The 18,376-nt window shown below is 61.2% G+C and carries 19 protein-coding genes; 11 read left to right on the forward strand and 8 right to left on the reverse strand.

The features are described 5' to 3' along the window. The coding region (gene leuC, locus ACWR1S_RS22200; protein ID WP_454564997.1) for a 3-isopropylmalate dehydratase large subunit at positions 1–1,329 on the reverse strand (1,329 nt) is incomplete at its 3' end. A 404-nt stretch (positions 1,330–1,733) separates the two neighbouring features. On the opposite strand from leuC, the gene ACWR1S_RS22205 reads away from it, so the two are divergent. The 8 genes from ACWR1S_RS22205 to ACWR1S_RS22240 are packed head-to-tail and all read left to right on the forward strand — an operon-like array spanning position 1,734 to position 8,012. After that, positions 1,734–2,933 carry a PepSY-associated TM helix domain-containing protein gene (locus ACWR1S_RS22205; RefSeq protein WP_454564998.1) on the forward strand — a complete coding sequence of 400 codons (1,200 nt, stop codon included), beginning with the start codon at positions 1,734–1,736 and terminating at the stop codon, positions 2,931–2,933. Then, positions 2,930–3,472, forward strand: coding sequence for a thiamine pyrophosphate-binding protein (locus ACWR1S_RS22210; protein ID WP_454564999.1), 543 nt, complete (start codon positions 2,930–2,932; stop codon positions 3,470–3,472). Before ACWR1S_RS22205 ends, ACWR1S_RS22210 begins: the two co-directional genes overlap by 4 nt. Further along, the gene (locus ACWR1S_RS22215) at positions 3,469–3,810 is read left to right on the forward strand and encodes a hypothetical protein (RefSeq protein WP_454565000.1); all 342 of its coding nucleotides are present in this window, start codon (positions 3,469–3,471) and stop codon (positions 3,808–3,810) included. The genes ACWR1S_RS22210 and ACWR1S_RS22215 overlap by 4 nt, the downstream gene beginning before the upstream one ends. Then, a complete protein-coding gene (locus tag ACWR1S_RS22220) occupies positions 3,807–4,382 on the forward strand; it encodes a DUF6162 family protein (RefSeq protein ID WP_454565001.1) in 576 nt (191 codons plus the stop codon). Before ACWR1S_RS22215 ends, ACWR1S_RS22220 begins: the two co-directional genes overlap by 4 nt. A 35-nt stretch (positions 4,383–4,417) precedes the next feature. After that, positions 4,418–5,347 carry a metal ABC transporter substrate-binding protein gene (locus tag ACWR1S_RS22225; RefSeq protein WP_454565002.1) on the forward strand — a complete coding sequence of 310 codons (930 nt, stop codon included), beginning with the start codon at positions 4,418–4,420 and terminating at the stop codon, positions 5,345–5,347. After that, positions 5,344–6,207 carry a metal ABC transporter ATP-binding protein gene (locus ACWR1S_RS22230; RefSeq protein WP_454565003.1) on the forward strand — a complete coding sequence of 288 codons (864 nt, stop codon included), beginning with the start codon at positions 5,344–5,346 and terminating at the stop codon, positions 6,205–6,207. Before ACWR1S_RS22225 ends, ACWR1S_RS22230 begins: the two co-directional genes overlap by 4 nt. After that, positions 6,207–7,106 (forward strand): metal ABC transporter permease, encoded by a 900-nt coding sequence (locus ACWR1S_RS22235; protein WP_007917717.1) that lies wholly within the window; start codon positions 6,207–6,209, stop codon positions 7,104–7,106. The genes ACWR1S_RS22230 and ACWR1S_RS22235 overlap by 1 nt, the downstream gene beginning before the upstream one ends. Beyond that, the gene (locus ACWR1S_RS22240; RefSeq protein WP_454565004.1) at positions 7,107–8,012 is read left to right on the forward strand and encodes a metal ABC transporter substrate-binding protein; all 906 of its coding nucleotides are present in this window, start codon (positions 7,107–7,109) and stop codon (positions 8,010–8,012) included. Positions 8,013–8,197: 185 nt separating this feature from the next. Here the strand turns inward: ACWR1S_RS22240 and ACWR1S_RS22245 are convergent, their stop codons facing one another. The 5 genes from ACWR1S_RS22245 to ACWR1S_RS22265 form a co-directional block, all read right to left on the reverse strand. Beyond that, complete coding sequence (locus ACWR1S_RS22245) at positions 8,198–8,422, reverse strand: MbtH family protein (protein ID WP_025113201.1); 225 nt, start codon at positions 8,420–8,422, stop codon at positions 8,198–8,200. Positions 8,423–8,505: 83 nt separating this feature from the next. Then, positions 8,506–9,918, reverse strand: a complete 1,413-nt coding sequence (locus tag ACWR1S_RS22250; RefSeq protein ID WP_454565005.1) for a diaminobutyrate--2-oxoglutarate transaminase — start codon at positions 9,916–9,918, stop codon at positions 8,506–8,508. Positions 9,919–10,060: 142 nt separating this feature from the next. After that, positions 10,061–10,546 carry a GNAT family N-acetyltransferase gene (locus ACWR1S_RS22255; RefSeq protein WP_454565006.1) on the reverse strand — a complete coding sequence of 162 codons (486 nt, stop codon included), beginning with the start codon at positions 10,544–10,546 and terminating at the stop codon, positions 10,061–10,063. Between the two features lie 127 nt (positions 10,547–10,673). Next, positions 10,674–11,996, reverse strand: a complete 1,323-nt coding sequence (locus ACWR1S_RS22260) for an ATP-binding protein (RefSeq protein WP_454565007.1) — start codon at positions 11,994–11,996, stop codon at positions 10,674–10,676. Further along, complete coding sequence (locus ACWR1S_RS22265; RefSeq protein WP_454565008.1) at positions 11,996–12,676, reverse strand: response regulator; 681 nt, start codon at positions 12,674–12,676, stop codon at positions 11,996–11,998. Before ACWR1S_RS22265 ends, ACWR1S_RS22260 begins: the two co-directional genes overlap by 1 nt. Before the next feature lie 152 nt (positions 12,677–12,828). Here ACWR1S_RS22265 and dsbD point away from each other — a divergent pair, with 152 nt between their 5' ends. Genes dsbD through dsbG form a run of 3 tightly spaced genes read left to right on the forward strand, consistent with a single transcriptional unit; the run spans position 12,829 to position 16,189 of the window. Continuing rightward, positions 12,829–14,562 carry a protein-disulfide reductase DsbD gene (gene dsbD / locus ACWR1S_RS22270; RefSeq protein ID WP_454565009.1) on the forward strand — a complete coding sequence of 578 codons (1,734 nt, stop codon included), beginning with the start codon at positions 12,829–12,831 and terminating at the stop codon, positions 14,560–14,562. Continuing rightward, on the forward strand, positions 14,562–15,443 hold the full coding sequence (locus ACWR1S_RS22275) for a prolipoprotein diacylglyceryl transferase family protein (RefSeq protein ID WP_454565010.1): 882 nt from the start codon (positions 14,562–14,564) through the stop codon (positions 15,441–15,443). The genes dsbD and ACWR1S_RS22275 overlap by 1 nt, the downstream gene beginning before the upstream one ends. Next, positions 15,419–16,189, forward strand: coding sequence for a thiol:disulfide interchange protein DsbG (gene dsbG / locus ACWR1S_RS22280; protein WP_454565011.1), 771 nt, complete (start codon positions 15,419–15,421; stop codon positions 16,187–16,189). The genes ACWR1S_RS22275 and dsbG overlap by 25 nt, the downstream gene beginning before the upstream one ends. A gap of 33 nt (positions 16,190–16,222) precedes the next feature. Here the strand turns inward: dsbG and ACWR1S_RS22285 are convergent, their stop codons facing one another. Continuing rightward, complete coding sequence (locus ACWR1S_RS22285) at positions 16,223–17,251, reverse strand: ParB/Srx family N-terminal domain-containing protein (protein WP_077573890.1); 1,029 nt, start codon at positions 17,249–17,251, stop codon at positions 16,223–16,225. 128 nt (positions 17,252–17,379) lie between these two features. Next, on the reverse strand, positions 17,380–18,204 hold the full coding sequence (locus ACWR1S_RS22290) for an alpha/beta fold hydrolase (RefSeq protein ID WP_454565012.1): 825 nt from the start codon (positions 18,202–18,204) through the stop codon (positions 17,380–17,382). Positions 18,205–18,376 lie beyond the last annotated feature (172 nt).

Genomic DNA, 18,376 nt, shown 5'->3' on the forward strand with positions numbered 1-18,376 from the left:
CGCGCCGGCACCCTGACGGCCTTCGAAATTGCGGTTGGTGCTGGACGCGCAGCGGTCGCCGGGCGCGAGGACGTCGTCGTTCATCGCCAGGCACATCGAGCAGCCGGACTGACGCCATTCGAAACCGGCGTCGATAAAAATCTGCGCCAGCCCTTCCGCTTCGGCCTGCGCGCGCACTTCGCTGGAACCCGGGACGATCATCGCCCGCACATGCCCGGCCACTTGCTGACCGCGCACGACGCTGGCGGCATCGCGCAGGTCTTCGATCCGCGCATTGGTGCACGAGCCGATAAAGGCGTGGCTGATGACGATATCGCTGAGCGCCATGCCCGCTTCCAGGCCCATGTAATTGAGGGCACGGCGCATGTCCTGACGCAGGATCGGATCGCTGATCGCTTGCGGATCCGGCACCCGCGCGCCGATCGCGGCGGCCTGATCGGGGCTGGTGCCCCAGGTGACCATCGGTTCCAGCACGCTGGCATCCAGATGAATCTCGCGGTCAAACACCGCCTCGGGATCCGTACACAGTTCACGCCATTTCTTCAGGCCTTGTTCCCATCGCTCACCTTGCGGCGCACGCGGCTTCCCCTTGAGATAGGCGAAGACCTTTTCATCCGGGGCCATGAATGCGCCCCGCGCGCCTGCCTCGACCGCCATGTTGCAGATGGTCATGCGCGCTTCAACGCTGAGGGCAGCGATGGTCGAGCCGCAGAATTCGATGGCGTAACCGCTGGCCCCGGAGGCGCCGATACGACCGATCAGGGCCATGATCACGTCTTTGGAAGTCAAACCTGGCGGCAGGTCGCCATCGACGGTCACGCGCAGGCTTTTCAGACGTTTGTAGACCAGCGTCTGTGAGGCCAGCAGATGCTCGATCTCGGAGGTGCCGATGCCGAACCCGAAGGCGCCAAGTGCGCCATAGGTGGTGGTATGGCTGTCGCCAGCGGCGATGACCATGCCGGGCAGAATAAAGCCCTGTTCGGGGGCGATCACATGTTCGATGCCCTGACGTTTGTCGAGAATGTCCAGCAATTCGATGCCGAAATCGCGGCAGTTCTCCGCCAGATAAGACACCTGGCGGGCGCCGCCCGCATCCGGCATTGCCGCGACGCGCATCGGCGCGGTCGGGTTGACGTGATCGACCACTGCCAGCGCCGTGCCCGGCCGCCAGACGTCGCGCCCGGCAGCGCGCAACCCGCTGAAGGCCTGCGGGCTGGTGTATTCGTTGATCACCTGACGATCGATGTACAACAGGACATGGCCCTGATCGTCGAGGCGACACACCGTGTGCGCATCGATGTGTTTGTCGTAGAGGGTTCTGGCGGTCATCAAGGCGCTCACTCAGGGAAATCAGGTGATTCCCATCATAGGGAGCGCGGACTGGCCATCAATTGCCAGACAGTGATGGCGTGGATCATGAATCGTGTTTGATCGGCCGATCAGCGCAACCCTGTGGGAGCGAGCTTGCTCGCGAAAGCGGTGGATCAGGCAACGGATGAAGTGACTGACCCAGCGCCTTCGCGAGCAAGCTCGCTCCCACAAGGGGATTTGTGGTGATCGGGGAATTGGGAAACATTTGCTTTCATATCACCTTTCGGGATTTTCCTCGCTCATCCGTCCTATAGAGATGCAGGCCGTTCGCGTAGGCAAAAGCCACGTCCGGCCTTTCGGGGACTCCCGTGCTGCGAAGCCCGTAGCTACGCGCCCTTTCACCGCTATCAAGACGCGCAATCATGTCGAAGAAATCCCGCTCCAAACTGTGGTTCCTCGTTCATAGCTGGCTGGCGTTACCGATCTGGTTTTTTGTCCTGATCGTCTGTGTCACCGGCACCTTGGCGGTGGTCAGTCAGGAAATCGTCTGGCTGGCCAACCCGCAGATGCGCGCCAGCCAGCCATCGGATGACGCGCCGCGACTCGGTTATGACCAGATCATCGCGGCGATCAAATCTTCCGAGCCGCAGGCGCTGGTCCAGCGCATCAGCCGTCCGGACGAATCGCATTTCGCGCTGGAAGTGACCCTCAGCTATCCCGACGGGCGCTCGCTGGTGACCTACGTCAACCCGTACACAGGAGTGATTCAGGGCACGGCACCGGAATTCAATTTCCGCGGTTTTACCCGCGCACTGCATGGCTGGTGGCTGGTGCCGTTCACCAACGGTTACAGCTGGGGCTGGTACCTGGTGTCGGCGCTGAGCCTGCCGATGCTGGCTTCGCTGATTACCGGGCTGGTCGTCTACAAGCGTTTCTGGAAGGGGTTTTTCAGCCCGACCCTGCGTTTGCGTCACGGTGCGCGAATTTTCTGGGGCGATTTCCATCGCCTGAGCGGTATCTGGTCGATCTGGTTCATCGCAGTGATCTCGATCACCAGCACCTGGTTTCTGATTGAAGCCACACTGTCCGATTATCAGATTTCCATTTCCAGCGAGAAGATTCTTCCGGCGCTGGCGCGCGACAGTGTGCCGTTATCCGCAGATGGCCAACCGCCCGCGCAGATCAGCCTTGATCGCGCCATCGAAATTGCCCAACAGAAGATTCCCGGGCTTGAAGCCAGCGTCATCAGCATGCCGTTCAACGCCTACAGCCACCTCGATATCCGTGGCCGCGGCTGGTACCCACTGATGTTCCAGAACGCGTCGCTCAATCCATACAGTGGCGATCTGGAATCTTCGCGCGTGCTCTCCGACCGCACCTCGCTGGAATTTGTCACCGAGTCCATGCGGCCGCTGCATACCGGAGACTTTGGCGGGTTGTGGATCAAAATGATCTGGTTCTTCTTCGGCCTGTTGCTCAGCATGATGGTGCTCAGTGGCTTGTTGATCTGGACCAAACGCACTGCCCTGGCCACCGCCAACGCGCTCAAGCGCGAAAACAAGAAGCAACGCGTCAATGCGCAACCGCTGATCAACCGTGAACCGTCGGAGGTCAACCTGTGAGCAAAGTCACCACCGCCGCTCAACCTTCACGACTGAGCCTGTTCTGGCATAAATGGCGCTTTCACATCAACGTTCTATTGCTGCTGATCCCGCTGGGGTTCATGCCCAAATACTTCTCCGACGCGGCGCTGTTTCGCGGCGACGCCGGCCTGGGCGAACGGGAAATCGGTGAAATACAGGTCGGTCCGTGGAGCCTGCGTCTGGCCGAGTTGCGCATTGAGGCGCCACGTTCCGACGGTCCCGGCAGCTACTTGAAAGCCTTCAGCGCCGCGCTGTGCACGGCCTGCGTCGAGCCGGTCAAGGCAACTTACCTGCGTATCGGCAAACCGCGCAGCCTGCGCGCCGCCGGGGTGATTTTCTTCGGCACGCCTTACCGCATGGGCACGCAACTGCCGGTCCCGGTAAAAACCCCAGCCGACGCCGAACTGTGGATCACCATGGAAGGCTGGGACGGCAGCATGCATCAAGCCTCTATTCCCCTGAGTCAGGCTTCCCCCGCCACCATCGCCTGGCTGAACAAACAAGGAGCCAAACCATGACCCGCTCTCACCGCCCTTTGCGCCGGCACCTGAGTGCTGCGCTGCTGGTGCTGGGCGCCGGCTTCAGCGCCAGCGCCCTCGCCCACAACCCGATGTGCGAATGCACAGCCATCGATGCCGAGCAGATCAAATGCACCGGTGGCTTTTCCGACGGCAGCGGTGCGCCGGGGGTGACCCTCGATGTGATCGGCTACGACGAAACCATTCTGCTGCCGGGCAAGCTTGGCGGCGACTCGACCCTGACGTTCAAGAAACCCGGCGCCGAGTTCTACGTGCTGTTCGACGCAGGCCCAGGCCACGTTGTCGAAATCGACCAAGCCGATATCGAGGCCCCATGACCACGCCAACTACGCAAATCGTGCGCCCGGCCGGTGCCGGGCATGAAACCCTCAATGTGCTGCTGTTGTGCCTGTTGATTCTGGCGGTCGCCGGTTCAGTCGTCGCGTGGCGCGGGGTTTCCCATGAGCCGGAGCCGGTGACTACCCATCAGCTTGACGCGCGCCGTGACCTCAGTGCTTCGGAGCAAGGCATCTACGCCGACTTGCGAGTGACCCTCGACGAAATCCGCTTGCTGCGCGAAGAACAACAAGCCCTGCCGACACCGCAGAATCTGGCCGACGAAGGCTTCGCGCCGTTTGCCCAGGATGCGAGTTCGGTCAGCCGGGGTGGTCATGCCTGGCAACTGCTGGCGGGCACCGCGTATTTCGGTCAAAGCCAAAACCCGGCCGTCGCCGGTTCCTTCGTGATGCTGTTGAGTCGCGATGACAAGGCTGCGCCGGACATCTGGCTCAACCGCGATGCCGGTCTGCAAGTGCCGACCGAATTGACCGATGCCGCCCTGTCCGCCGCCGGCTGGAAACAAATCGTCGCGCAATACGATGCCGGGGTTACCCGCGAACATCGCCATTGATTCCTCGTCCTCCTCCGAGAGAAGACCGCTTGCCCATGTCTATTTCATCGCCTCGCCGTCCGTTATTGCGTCTGTTTTTAATCGGCCTTTGCGCCGCGCTGCTGAGCCCCCTGGCCAGCGCCGAGCCGGCGAAACGCCTGCGCATCGGCATCACCCTGCACCCTTATTACAGCTATGTGGCGAACATCGTCGGTGACAAGGCTGAAGTGGTGCCGCTGATCCCGGCCGGTTTTAACCCGCACGCCTATGAGCCACGGGCCGAGGACATCAAACGCATCAGTGGGCTGGACGTGATCGTGCTCAACGGTGTCGGCCACGACGACTTCGCCGACCGCATGATCGCCGCCAGCGAAACGCCGAAGATCAAAACCATCGAAGCCAATGAAAACGTACCGCTGCTGGCCGCCACCGGCGTCGCCGCACGCGGCGCCGGTAAAGTGGTGAACCCGCATACGTTCCTGTCGATCAGCGCCTCCATCGCCCAGGTCAACAACATCGCCCGCGAACTGGGCAAGCTCGATCCGGACAACGCCAAGACTTACACGCAGAACGCCCGCGCCTACGGTAAACGCCTGCGGCAGATGCGTGCCGACGCGCTGGCCAAACTGACCCAGGCGCCGAACGCCGAACTGCGCGTGGCCACGGTGCACGCGGCTTACGACTATCTGCTGCGTGAGTTCGGCCTGGAAGTGACCGCCGTGGTCGAACCGGCCCACGGTATCGAGCCGAGCCCAAGTCAGTTGAAGAAGACCATCGATCAATTACGCGAGCTCGACGTGAAAGTAATCTTCTCCGAGATGGATTTCCCGTCCACTTACGTCGAAACGATTCAGCGTGAATCCGGCGTGAAGCTGTACCCGCTGTCACACATTTCCTACGGCGAGTACACCGCCGACAAGTACGAAAAAGAAATGACCGGCAACCTCAACACCGTGGTGCGGGCGATTCAGGAGTCTGGCGCATGACTTCCAGAGAAAACCTGATTGCCGACAACACCGAAAACCCTATGGGAGCGAGCCTGCTCGCGAAGGCGCCGGATCAGCCAACATCTGTATTGAATGACACACCGCATTCGCGAGCAGGTCGAATCGTCGCACCGTCGCTCCCACAAGGATTGGGGCCGACTTTGGATTTTGCGGAAGTATCTCTGACGCTGGGCCGCACGAAGATTTTGGATAACGTCACCTTCCAGGTGCAGCCCGGCAGCGTGCATGCGCTGGTCGGCCCCAACGGTGGTGGCAAGAGTTCACTGATCAAAACCTTGCTCGGGCAAATGCCGCATCAGGGCCAGCTCAGCCTGCACTGGCCCGGCGAGCCCGGCACCATCGGTTATGTACCGCAAGCGCTGGAGTTCGATCGCGGTCTGCCGATGACCGTCGACGATTTCATGGCCGCCATGTGTCAGCGACGCCCGGCGTTTCTCGGTTTGAGCAAGCGTTACGCCGGTGCCATTGGCGATGCGCTGGAACGCGTCGGCATGCAGGACAAACGCAAACGGCGCATGGGCGCGTTGTCCGGGGGGGAGCGGCAGCGGGTCCTGCTCGCGCAAGGTCTGATTCCGACACCGCAATTGCTGGTGCTGGATGAGCCGATGTCGGCCCTCGATGAAGCCGGGATTCAGGTGTTCGAACGCTTGCTCGGCGACTGGCGCGCGGCGGGCATCACGGTGCTGTGGATCGAGCACGATCTGGAGGCGGTCGGGCGCCTGGCCAATCGCGTTACCGGTCTGAACCGTCGCGTGCTGTTCGACGCCACACCACAACAGGCGCTGACCCCGGAACGCCTGCTCACGCTGTTTTCCACCCATCCACGGAGCGCTGCCTGATGAGTTACGAAGCCTTTCGTTTGATGGTGCAAGGCTGGGCCTCGTCCGGTTATCTGCCGGAAGCGCTGGCCTACGGTTTTGTGGTCAATGCATTGCTTGCCGGCTTGTTGATCGGCCCGGTACTCGGTGGCCTCGGCACGTTGGTGGTGGTCAAGCGCTTCGCATTTTTTTCCGAAGCGGTCGGCCACGCAGCATTGACCGGTGTGGCCATCGGCATCCTGCTCGGCGAACCTTACACAGGCCCCTATGGCAGCCTGTTCGGCTACTGCCTGCTGTTCGGCATCCTGCTCAATTACCTGCGCAACCGTACTGGTCTGGCACCGGACACCTTGATCGGCGTGTTCCTCTCGGTGTCGTTGGCACTCGGCGCGAGTCTGCTGTTGATTCTGGCGGGCAAGATCAATGTGCACATTCTCGAAAACGTGTTGTTCGGCTCGGTGCTGACAGTCAACGGCAACGATCTGGCGGTATTGGCCATCGTCGGTTCGCTGGTCATGGCATTGGCGCTACCGCTGTACAACCGCATCATGCTCGCCAGTTTCAATCCGCAACTGGCGGCGGTGCGCGGGGTGGCAGTGAAGACCCTGGATTATCTGTTCGTGATTCTGGTGACGCTGATTACCGTGGCGGCGGTGAAAGTCATCGGCGCGATTCTGGTCGGTGCACTGCTGGTGATTCCCGCAGCGGCGGCGCGTTTGCTCAGCCAGTCGCTCAAAGGCTTCTTCTGGTGCTCGGTGCTGATCGCCACCGTCAGCACACTGTGCGGGATCCTGGCGCCGATCGTGTTCGATCTGCCGATTCCGTCCGGTGCCGCGATCATTCTGGTCGCCGGCATTGCCTTCGCCCTCGCCGCCATTGCGCGCGGGGTTGTCCCGAGTCTGAAAGGGAATCTTGGATAAATGACTTGTTCACTGCGAAAACTGACCTTGGCCATGACCCTGTGCGGTGTGGTCTGCACGCCGTTGCTGGCTGCCGAAAACGCCAAACCGCTGCGAGTGCTGGCCTCGTTGCCGATCACGTATGGCTTGGGCGAAGTGCTGCTCAAAGGCACTGACATCAACCTTGAACGTGCGGCGCCGGCGAACCTGCCGGGCAGCCGTCAGACCGCCTATTTCACCGGTCGCGGCGCCCCGGCACTGAGCAAACTGGCCACCGGCGCCGATGCGGTGATTGGCCTGCGCTCGCTGTGGGCCGATGATCCGCTGTACCCGATTGCCCGTCGCAGCAATATCCGCATTGTTGAAGTGGATGCGGCGCGCCCGGTCGACGGCGCCCTGCCCGGCATCGCCGTGCAACCGGATCTGAAGGTCGATGGTTTGAACAGTCAGCCATGGCTGGCGAGCAACAACATGGGGCGCATGGCGGATGTGATGGCAGCGGATCTGGTGCGCCTGGCACCGAGCGCCAAGCCTGCGATCGAGGCGAATCTGGCGACGTTGAAGCAGCGTTTGCTGAAGCTCAGCGCCGACAGCGAGGCACGTCTGGCCAGCGCTGACAATCTGAGCGTGTTGAGTCTGAGCGATCACTTCGGGTATCTGATCGGCAGCCTCAATCTGGAACTGATCGGCAAGGATCCACGGCCTGATGCCGAGTGGACGGCTGAGGATCTGAAAAAACTCACGGCAACGCTCAAGGACAATGATGTCGCGGTGGTGCTGCATCATCGGCAGCCGTCGGAACCGGTGAAAGCGGCGATCACCGAATCGGGTAGTCGTCTGGTGGTGTTGAGTACCGATGCGGCGGATCCGGTGGCGGAGCTGGAAGGCAATGTGGATTTGCTGCTTAAGGGTTTGAGCGGGGCGTAGTTCCAGCCGGACCGCGTTATCGTTCATCGCGAGCAGGCTCGCTCCCACAGGGGGTTGTGCACGACACCGATCCCATGTGGGAGCGAGCTTGCTCGCGAAGAGGCCAACCCGGACTACACAAATCCAGGGCATGAAAAAACCCGCTGACTGTTTCCAGTCCAGCGGGTTTCTTTTTGCCTGACCGCTTACTGCGCGGCAGCCTGCCCTTCCATCTTCTGGCGCAGGCTCAGCGGACGCATGTCAGTCCAGGTTTCTTCAATGTAAGCCAGGCATTCCTTTTTCAGCCCGCTCTTGCCCACGGTGCGCCAGCCTTGCGGCACGGCTTTGTAATCCGGCCAGATCGAGTATTGCTCTTCGTGGTTGACCACGACCTGAAAGAGGATGTCCTCGCGGTCGAATACTGACGTCATGCTGGTTCTCCATCGTTGTAAGGGTTGGCTGCACGAGGGGTGCAGCCGGGTATGTAGAAAGAACGTTCGGCGCGGCGAAAAATTTACAGCGACGCGGTGGCAGCGGCCAAAGCGCGACCGAAGATTTGCGCAACACGGTCGATTTCGGCGGCAGTGATTACCAGCGGCGGCAGGAAACGCACCACCGCGCCATGTCGACCGCCCAGCTCCAGAATCAGCCCACGCTTGAGGCATTCGCGCTGTACCAGCGGCGCCAGTCGCGCAAATGCCGGCGGATGGCCAAGCGCATCCGGTGTGCCATTCGGCTCGACCAGCTCGACGCCGAGCATCAGGCCACGACCACGAATATCACCCAGTTGCGGGAAGTCGCGTTGCAGGATGCGCAGGTGCTCGCTGAGGCGCTCACCCATGGCAGCAGCGTGTTCGCAGACCTTGTGTTCGACCAGATAACGCATCACCGCAGAACCTGCCGCCATGGCCATCTGATTGCCACGGAAGGTGCCGGCATGCGCCCCCGGTTGCCAGGTGTCGAGCCAGTCGCGATAAACCACCACGGCCAACGGCAGGCTACCGCCGATGGCTTTGGACAACACCACCACATCCGGGGTGATGCCGGCGTGTTCGAAGGCAAACATCTTGCCGGTGCGGGCGAAACCGCTCTGGATCTCGTCGACGATCAGCGCCACGCCGGCCTTTTCGGTGATGCGGCGCAAGCCGCGTAGCCACTCGATGTCCGCCGGAATCACGCCGCCCTCGCCCTGCACCGCCTCGACGATCACCGCTGCGGGCAGTTGCACGCCGGCTTCCGGGTCGCTGAGCAGGTTTTCCAGGTAGCTCAGGTTGGCCTTTACGCCCGCCGCGCCACCGAGGCCGAACGGGCAACGGTAGTCATATGGGAACGGCATGAACTGCACGCCACTGCTGAGCAGCGCACCCAGCGGTTTTTTCGGCCCCAGGCTGCCCATCAGGCTCAGCGCGCCCTGGCTCATGCCGTGGTAACCACCGGAGAACGACAGCACGGTGCTGCGCCCGGTCGCCGTGCGCACCAGCTTCAATGCCGCTTCCACGGCATCGGTGCCGGTCGGGCCGCAGAACTGGATTTTCGCTTCAGCCGCGAGGGCGGGAGGCAGCAGGCCAAACAGATCCTGGACGAACTGATCCTTGACCGGCGTGGTCAGGTCGAGGGTGTGCAGCGGCAATTCATCGGCCAGCACTTGCTGGATCGCTTCGATCACCACCGGGTGGTTATGCCCCAGCGCCAGCGTGCCGGCACCTGCGAGGCAGTCGATGAAAGTGCGCCCCTCAACGTCTTCGACATACAGACCTTTGGCACGCTTGAGCGCCAGAGGAATGCGTCGCGGATAGCTGCGGGCGTTGGATTCCTGCCGGGCCTGGCGGGCCAGCAATGGCGATTCGTTGAACTGGTAAAGCGTTTCGGCCGGCGCCGAGGTAACCCGGGCCGACGACTCTTCGATAAGGCTGGTGGCGACTGACATCTCTCGACCCCTCAATTGGCTATGGATAGTGACCAAAACAGCACACCGGACAGGTGCGCATTCCGATTGCGGGGCGCACTTGCAGGTTTTCCTGTTCTGGAAACGCTTAAGGGGGCCGAGGATTTAGCCCGTGATCGAGTTGTCAGCCCGGCGCTGCCAGCGACTTGTGCATCGGCAGGGTCTGCAAGCCTTGGTATTCGAGGGGCGGCGCTGACTCGCGATAGCCCAGACGACGGTAAAAAGCGCGGCCGGTGCGCGTGCTGTTGAGGTCAGCATGAGAGGCGCCGCAAACCCTTAACCAGCCCTCCAGATCCTGCATCAACGCGCGCCCGACGCCCCGGCGAAATGACTCCGGCTGGACATGACACAGCAAAATGTCGCCGCTGGCCTGCGCCATGCCGACACCGACCGGTTTGTCCGCCCGCAAGGCAATACAGAGATAGAAGTGAGGATCGGCCAGTCGAGCACTGATGAAATCGGCGCATTGCCGGCCGATCCATTGGCTGACGAGTGACGGATCGTTACGGTGGTCGAGCGCACAACCGATACGGATAGAACGTTCGATGATGCGGCTGATGATGCCGGCGTCGGCCAGGATGGCCGGACGAATGCAGATGGGTGCTTCCATGGCGCAGTTCCCTCAATCCATTGAGTCAAAGCTGCGTTGACCTTACCCCCACCCCGGCCGGATAGCGAACGCCGAGAAGTTACATTTAATGTGTCTGGCGCGATTTCCTACACAGGCTGTGCTGGAATCAGATGGGCTGCAACGGCATGGTCAGTTCGACGCGCAGGCCATCCGGGCGGCTGTCGAAATGCAGGGCGCAGTCACAACGCTGGACGATCGCCTGAACAATCGCCAAGCCGAGGCCGCAACCAGTGCTCTGGCCGTTGCGCCAGAAACGTTGGGTCAGGTGTTGCAGATCATCCGGCGCAATCCCCGGCCCGTGGTCGCGCACGACAAAACGCACGCGGTTGCCAATGGTTTCCAGGCTCAGCTCAACCGCACAGTCCTCAGGGGTATGGCGCAGAGCGTTGTCGAGCAGATTGCGCAGCGCGGCAATCGACAGCACGGCCGGCATTTGCAGCGGCGCAGCGGAAAGTTCGGTCGGCAGTTGCAGTTTGATGCGCAGGCGCTCGCCACCCGTGGCGTCCTGAATGGCCAGGCGTGCCACTTGCTCGGCGCTGCATTGCGAACCGTCATCGAACGACAGACTGCCCTCGACCCGCGCCAGCAATAGCAATTGTTCGAGGGTGCGATGCAAGCGATCGGCGCCCTCCTCGGCCCGCGCCAGCGACTGATCGCGGGCGTTGCCGTCAGTCATGCGCGCAACTTGCAGGTGAGTCTTGATCGCCGTCAGCGGACTGCGCAGTTCATGCGCCGCGTCACCGGTCAGACGGCGCTCACGCTCGATGGTCTTGCCAATGCGCTGGAACAACTGATTCTGCGTTTCGAGCAGCGGCTTCAATTCGCTGGGAAAGGTCTGGATCTGCAACGGCTCGAGCGAATCGGCATTGCGTCGCATCAACGCTTCGCGCAAGCGATTGAGCGGCGCCAGCCCCTGGCCGATGCCCAGCCACAACAGGCACAGGCAACCGAGCAGCGCCACGCCCACCGGCACCGAGGCCGCCAGCAGAATCGACATGTTCAGGGCTTCGCGCTCGATCTGCCGGTCGGCCGTGGTGATGCGCACATCGCCGCGGGCGAGGGTGAAGCTGCGCCACGGCGCGCCGTCGATCATCTGGTCATGGAAGCCCATTTTCTCGGCTTCCAGCGCTTGTTCGGGATTGTTGTGACTGCGCGCGAGAATTTCCCCGCGCAAGGAGCTGACCTGACAGGCCATGCCACCGGGGATATTCAGTTGTTCGGCACTGAAATGGGTGCCCTCGCCTTTGCTCGGCAGTGTCGGCAACTGTTCCAGCAACCCGGCAACCATGCGCGCCGACGCCACCAGACGCTGGTCGAGGGAGAACATCATCTGATTGCGCAGGTCACTGAGCATCCAGGCCGCCGCCAGCGCCCAGATCAGCGCAAACGCGGCGCCGAGGGTCAGGCTCAGGCGCAGTCGCAGGCTCATCACTTGCCTTGCTCTCCACCGTCGGCCGGACCGAGGCGATAGCCCAGACCGCGCACGGTTTCGACGATGCCCTTGCCCAGTTTGCTGCGCAGGTGATGGATGTGCACGTTCAGCGCGTTGCTTTCCAGTTCATCGTTGAAGCCGTAGACACTGTCTTTCAACTGCTCGGTGGACAGCACCCGACCTCGATTGTGCAGCAGCGCCTGCAACAGCGATTGCTCGCGGCGCGACAAGTCCACCGGTTGCCCGGCCAGGGTGGTTTCGCGACTGCTCGGATCGTAGGTCAGCGCGCCGTGCTCGATCAGGTTGACGCTGCGTCCGGCGACCCGGCGCAACAGGGTTTGCAGACGGGCGAACAGTTCGCGCAGATCGAACGGCTTGAGCAGGTAATCGTCGGCCCCGGCCTGCAAGCCGTCGACACGGTCGGTCACCGAGTCGCGCGCGGTCAGAATCAGCACTGGAATCTCCAGGCCGTTCTGACGCAGTTGTTGCAGCAACTTGAGGCCATCTTCGTCGGGCAGGCCGAGATCGAGCACCATCACGTCAAATTCGGCGACCTTGAGCATCGCCCGCGCTTTCGACGCGGTGTTGACGTGCTCAACGGTCAAACCCTGAGCCGTGAGACCGGCAACGATGCCGCTGGCGATCAGCTCATCGTCTTCGCAAACCAGTACGTGCATGGTGAGTCCCGTAGAAAAAGCCGATTAGGCAGTTGGCCGATTAAGCTGACATTATGCCCCGAACGTCACAGCGACAAGGGCGTGGCGGTTAATCATCGGTTAATCGCCGCCGCCCATTGTGCACCTCACTTGCACAGGGACAAGGCTCCTCCATGCGTCATTTTTTTCTTTTCTTTGCTCTGCTGATTTCCAGCCTGGCCCAGGCCGGGAACAATCCATTTGAGACAAAACCGGAGTTTCTGCCGGTCGACAAAGCCTTCGTGCTCACGTCCGAACGTCTGGAATCGGGCGAAACCCAGTTGTTCTGGCAAATCGCCGATGGCTATTACCTGTATCAGAAACGCCTGAAATTCGACGGGCTGAGCGCAGAGCAACAGCCCGCGCTGCCTGAAGGCGAATCCCACAGCGACGAGTTCTTCGGTGAACAACCGGTCTATCGCCAAGGGCTGGAAGTGAAAATCCCGGCAACCGCCACAGGCCAGATCAAAGTCAGCTATCAGGGCTGTGCCGATGCCGGCCTGTGCTACCCGCCGCAAACCAGGGTCATCGATCTGGGCGGCAAAGCCGCAGTGGCTGCAAGCGCAGAAGCACTGGATCAAGCCTTGGCCAGCAGCCTGCAGCAACGGGCGCTGGGCTGGAGCTTGCTGGTATTTTTCGGCCTCGGTCTGTTGCTGGCCTTCACCCCGTGCACGTTGCCGATGCTGCCGATTCTGGCCGGCATGGTAGTCGGCAGTGGTGCCACCCCGCGTCGCGGTTTCGCACTGGCCGGCAGTTACGTGATCTGCATGGCACTGGTGTATGCGGCGATGGGCGTGATTGCGGCGCTGCTCGGCGCAAACCTGCAGGCGTGGTTGCAGAATCCATGGCTGCTCGGCACGTTTGCCGCGATCTTCGTGGTGCTGGCATTGCCGATGTTCGGCTTCTTTGAACTGCAACTGCCGGTGGCCCTGCGTGATCGTCTTGAACACGCTTCGCGCAGTCGCAGCGGTGGCAGTCTGATTGGCGCCGGGGTGCTCGGTGCGTTGTCCGGTCTGCTGGTCGGCCCGTGCATGACCGCGCCGCTGGCCGGTGCATTGCTGTATATCGCGCAAAGCGGCAATGCGCTGCACGGTGGCTTGATTCTGTTTTCGCTGGGCATCGGCATTGGCGTGCCGTTGTTGTTATTGGTGACCGTGGGTAATCGCTTCCTGCCCAAACCCGGTGCCTGGATGAACCTGCTCAAGGGTGTGTTCGGTTTCCTCTTCCTCGCCACGGCACTGTTGATGTTGCGTCCGGTCCTCGATCCTTCGTTGTGGCTGGGCCTGTGCGGTGCACTGCTGTTGATCGCCGCGTTCTGTGCGTGGAAACAGTCCGAAGGTTTTGGCCGAGTGGCCCAGTTGTTCGGCGCGAGTTCGTTGTTGCTCGGGCTGTGGGGCAGTTTGCTGGTGATTGGCGCGGCGGGCGGCAGCGATGATCCGTATCAGCCGTTGCAGGTCTACAGTGCCGGCCGCGTCGGGACTGCGGCACCATCGGCTCATGACGCGTTCACCACGATCAAAGAGCCGGCGGCGCTGCAACGCGAACTCGATGCCGCCAAGGCCCAGGGTCAGTGGGTGCTGCTCGATTACTACGCCGACTGGTGCGTGTCGTGCAAAGTCATGGAGAAGCAGGTGTTCGGCAAGGACAAGGTCATGCAAACGTTGAGCGATGTGCGCCTGCTCCGGCTCGATGTCACCGCCGACAACGCCGCCAGCCGTGAATTGCTCAGCCGCTACAAAGTGCCGGGGCCACCGAGCTTCGTCTGGATCGGCACCGATGGCGAAGAACGCCGCAGCCAGCGCATCACCGGCGAAGTTGATGCCGAGACTTTCCTGCAACGCTGGGCCACCACCCGGGACGCTAATTAATGCTGACTCTCACCCTCGGCACCTTTGCCATCGCGCTTAATCACCTGCTGCTGATCAGTGCCCTGGCGCTGGCGACCTTTGTCGGCTGGCGGGTGGCCAAACGTGGTGGCGATAACCCCGAGTCGGCATTGTTCAGTCTGTTTCTGCTGGGCATGCTCGCGGCGCGCATTGCCTTTGTGCTGCTGTACTGGTCGCACTATCGCAATGACCCGTGGCAAATCATCGATTTGCGCGACGGTGGTTTCCTCGCCTGGCCGGGGGTGATCGTGCTGTTGCTCGTGGCGCTGTATCGCGGCTGGCGCCGTCCGGGCTTGCGTCGCCCGTTGGGTTTTGGCGTGGCCAGCGGTGTGGCGTTCTGGCTGTTGGCGACGCTGTCGTTGAACATCTATGAACAAGGCACCCGACTGCCGGACATTTCCCTGCGTAATGCGGCCGGGGAAACCATCCAGCTCAGCGACTATCAGGGCGGCCCGCTGGTGATCAATCTGTGGGCGACCTGGTGCCCGCCGTGCCGGCGCGAAATGCCGGTGCTGGAAAATGCCCAGCAACAACGCCCGGACCTGACCTTCCTGTTCGTCAATCAGGCCGAAAGCATGCAAAGCGTGGCGACGTTTCTCGAAACCCAGGGCCTGAGCCTCAATAACGTGCTGTTCGATCGCAGCGGTCGGCTGGGTCAGGCCGTGGGTTCCATGGCATTGCCGACTACGCTGTTCTATAGCCCTGACGGTCGGCTGCTGAGCAGCCACTTGGGCGAACTATCGAACGCCAGCCTGGCTCGCGCCCTGGAAAACTTCGACACCCCGACCCCGAATTCGACCCCGGCCACTGCCCCGGCCACCTCTGCAAGGAAACTGCCATGCCCCGCCTCCGCCACCTGCTGACGCTGACTCTGGGCACCGCCCTGCTGCACTTGCCGTCGGTGCAGGCTGCTGAAGAACTGCCTGCGGCGATCAAACAGATCGAAGCCAAAGGCGCGAAGATCGTCGGCCAGTTCGACGCCCCCGATGGTCTGCGCGGTTATGCGGCGCAATATCAGAACCGTGGCATGGCGCTGTACCTGACCCCGGATGGCAAACACGTTTTGCTCGGTAATCTGTACGACGCCGACGGCAAGGACTTGAGCAGCGAGCCACTGCAAAAACTGGTTTATGCGCCGATGGCCAAGGAAGTCTGGGCCAAGTTCGAGGCGAGCAACTGGATTCAGGACGGTAACAAGGATGCACCGCGCACCGTGTACCTGTTCAGTGACCCGAACTGCCCGTACTGCAACATGTTCTGGGAACAGGCACGGCCATGGGTCAAGGCTGGCAAGGTGCAACTGCGGCACATCATGGTCGGCATCATTCGCGAAGACAGCCCTGGCAAGTCGGCCGCGTTGCTGGCGGCGAAAGATCCGGCCAAGGCCCTGGAAGATCACGAAAAGGCTGGCAAGGGCAGCTCACTGAAAGCGCTGAAAGATATTCCAGCGCCCGTGCAGACCAAACTGGCGGCCAACATGCAGTTGATGGAAGACCTCGACTTGCAGGCGACACCGGCGATTTTCTATATGGATGACAAGGGTGAGCTGCAACAGCAGCAAGGCGCGCCTTCGCCGGACAAGTTGGCGAAGATTCTCGGGCCCAAGTAACCATTGTTGGCTTGCGCACACGTGCGCAAGCTTTCAAAAATCGCAACGGCCGAGGATGTCTTCCAGGTGTTCTGTTGCGCCCTGCGCCCGCAAGAACGTCGCTACCTCAGCGCTCCATTGTTGATCTGACGCGATGCCCGCCCAGGCATGTGTACCCGCCCAATGGTAGGGACGATCATCAAAGGTGTGGATCAGCGCCTGATTCAATGTTCGTACATCAAACTCGGGGTTTTTCGCGCTTTGCATCATCAGTGAGCTGAACACTCGCTGTTGGGTGTCTTCACACAACTTGACCTGTCGCGCCTCAGTGGAGCTCAAGACAATAAAGTCGGGTTTTACGTGCTCGTCGAGCGCTGCCTGCAACCGGTAATGGCCATCGATAATCACGTAGGAGCACAACCCGCCCACGTACCAGAGCAGGATGGGCGGCAAGCTGCCCTCTCGGGCTTTTTTACGCCACCACTTCATCCGGCCTGACAATGGGTCCACGGTGTGCAAGCCGATCAGATGACCCAAATCCCAGTCAAGCCAATGCACGGTCTGCGGATTTACATTGTCGAGAATTCCCTCACCGCGCGCGTACCATCTCGGCAAATGGCTGGACGCTTCTGTGGGTGTGGAGAAATACCAGCCGCGTACGCCTTCGCCATATGTGTAGCGTGCCGCAGTGGGCAACAGCGGACGCGCCACCCAATGGCCGGGGTAGAGAAAGTCCGCCTGATGTTCCATTAACTTGCTGATGAAGTAGCGACACCAGTTGCGGATACGCTCATCGGGCGGCAAATCAAAATGTTCCTGGACGTCAGCAGAATCGATGGCAGGTACCGGTGATGATTCCAGTTGAATGGATTGCGGATTGCGAACCAGCCACGCACCGTAGTACGAGGTGGCGATGGTGCCCCAAAACAACGTGATGTCGTTGAGCATCAACTTCATCCGCCCGTTGTTCCCGCTCTGTAGGTGAAGCGGCGGCTTGTTTGACGTGGTTCGTTTGACCTCAACGCTCAAGCCCGCCCATTTGTCCTCGAGATCCTTCAGATCGCGCCAGTAAAATTGTTCCACATCAGTCCCTTAATGAGTGTCATCGCGGGCACGAGTATCGCAGATTTTGTCTTTTCGTTGCCTGCACTGGCCCCTACGGCGGATCGCCGACCGGAGCCGGCTCCGCGCGGCGTTCTGACGATTGCCGTTTACTCGGTGTGTCGGTTGCGCTCGCTGAGGAAGGTAAACAACACCTCCGTGACAAACTCGGGATTCTCCAGATTGGAGATATGCCCCGCGTCCGGCACCAGCACCCACGGGCAACCGATCAACTCGGCCATTTCCTTTGCTTCGGACGGTGGTCGTGGTTTGTCCTGATCGCCGCAAAGGACCAGCGTGGTCGCGGCGTTCAATTCGCTCAGGTGTGGCAACAGATCATCCCGGCCAAAGGTGATGCGCCCCATCGGCACGATGCTTTCACGCAGTCGATCAGAGGAATACGCCGCCAGTTTCGCGCGAAATTCCTGATACAGCGCCGACTGTGGATCGATGCCCGGGCGAAAGAAGATCGGTACGACGATATCGAGCAATTGTTCGGAAATCTCACCGCTTTCTTCGATCTGCTTGAACAGTGAGAAATAGTACTGACGAGTCGGCTCCGGTTCGACGCCAACGTAGGTGTCCATCAATACCAGACCGTTGATCCGCTGCGGTGCCGACAACGCCAGACGTACACCCCACATGCCACCGACCGACAGCCCGACGAGGGTGACCTGCTCGATCTCCAGATGATCGAGCAAGGCGTGCGCCTGACGGGCGATGTCGTCCAGTGATGTCGTGCCTTCCGGCAATCGCCCCGACTGGCCGTGCCCCCACAGATCCAGCGCAATCACCCGATAGTGCGGCGACAACGCGGCAATCTGCGGTGCCCACATGGCCTGATCCCACAGATAGCTGCCGGCCAGCAACACCGCCGGGCCTGTGCCTTGATCAATGTAATGCAGCGCTTGTCCGTCCACCGTGAAAAAAGGCATCGACCACCCCCGCGACAAAAAAAGAGAACCGGCAGACTGAGCTGCCGGTTCTTTATCGTCAACCTTGGAAATGTACATGAATGTACCGGCCTCATCGCGAGCAGGCTCACTCCTACATTTTGGAATGCGTTCCCCTGTAGGAGTGAGCCTGCTCGCGATGAGGCCATTGCAT

It is taken from the genome of Pseudomonas sp. AIG (assembly GCF_977020205.1).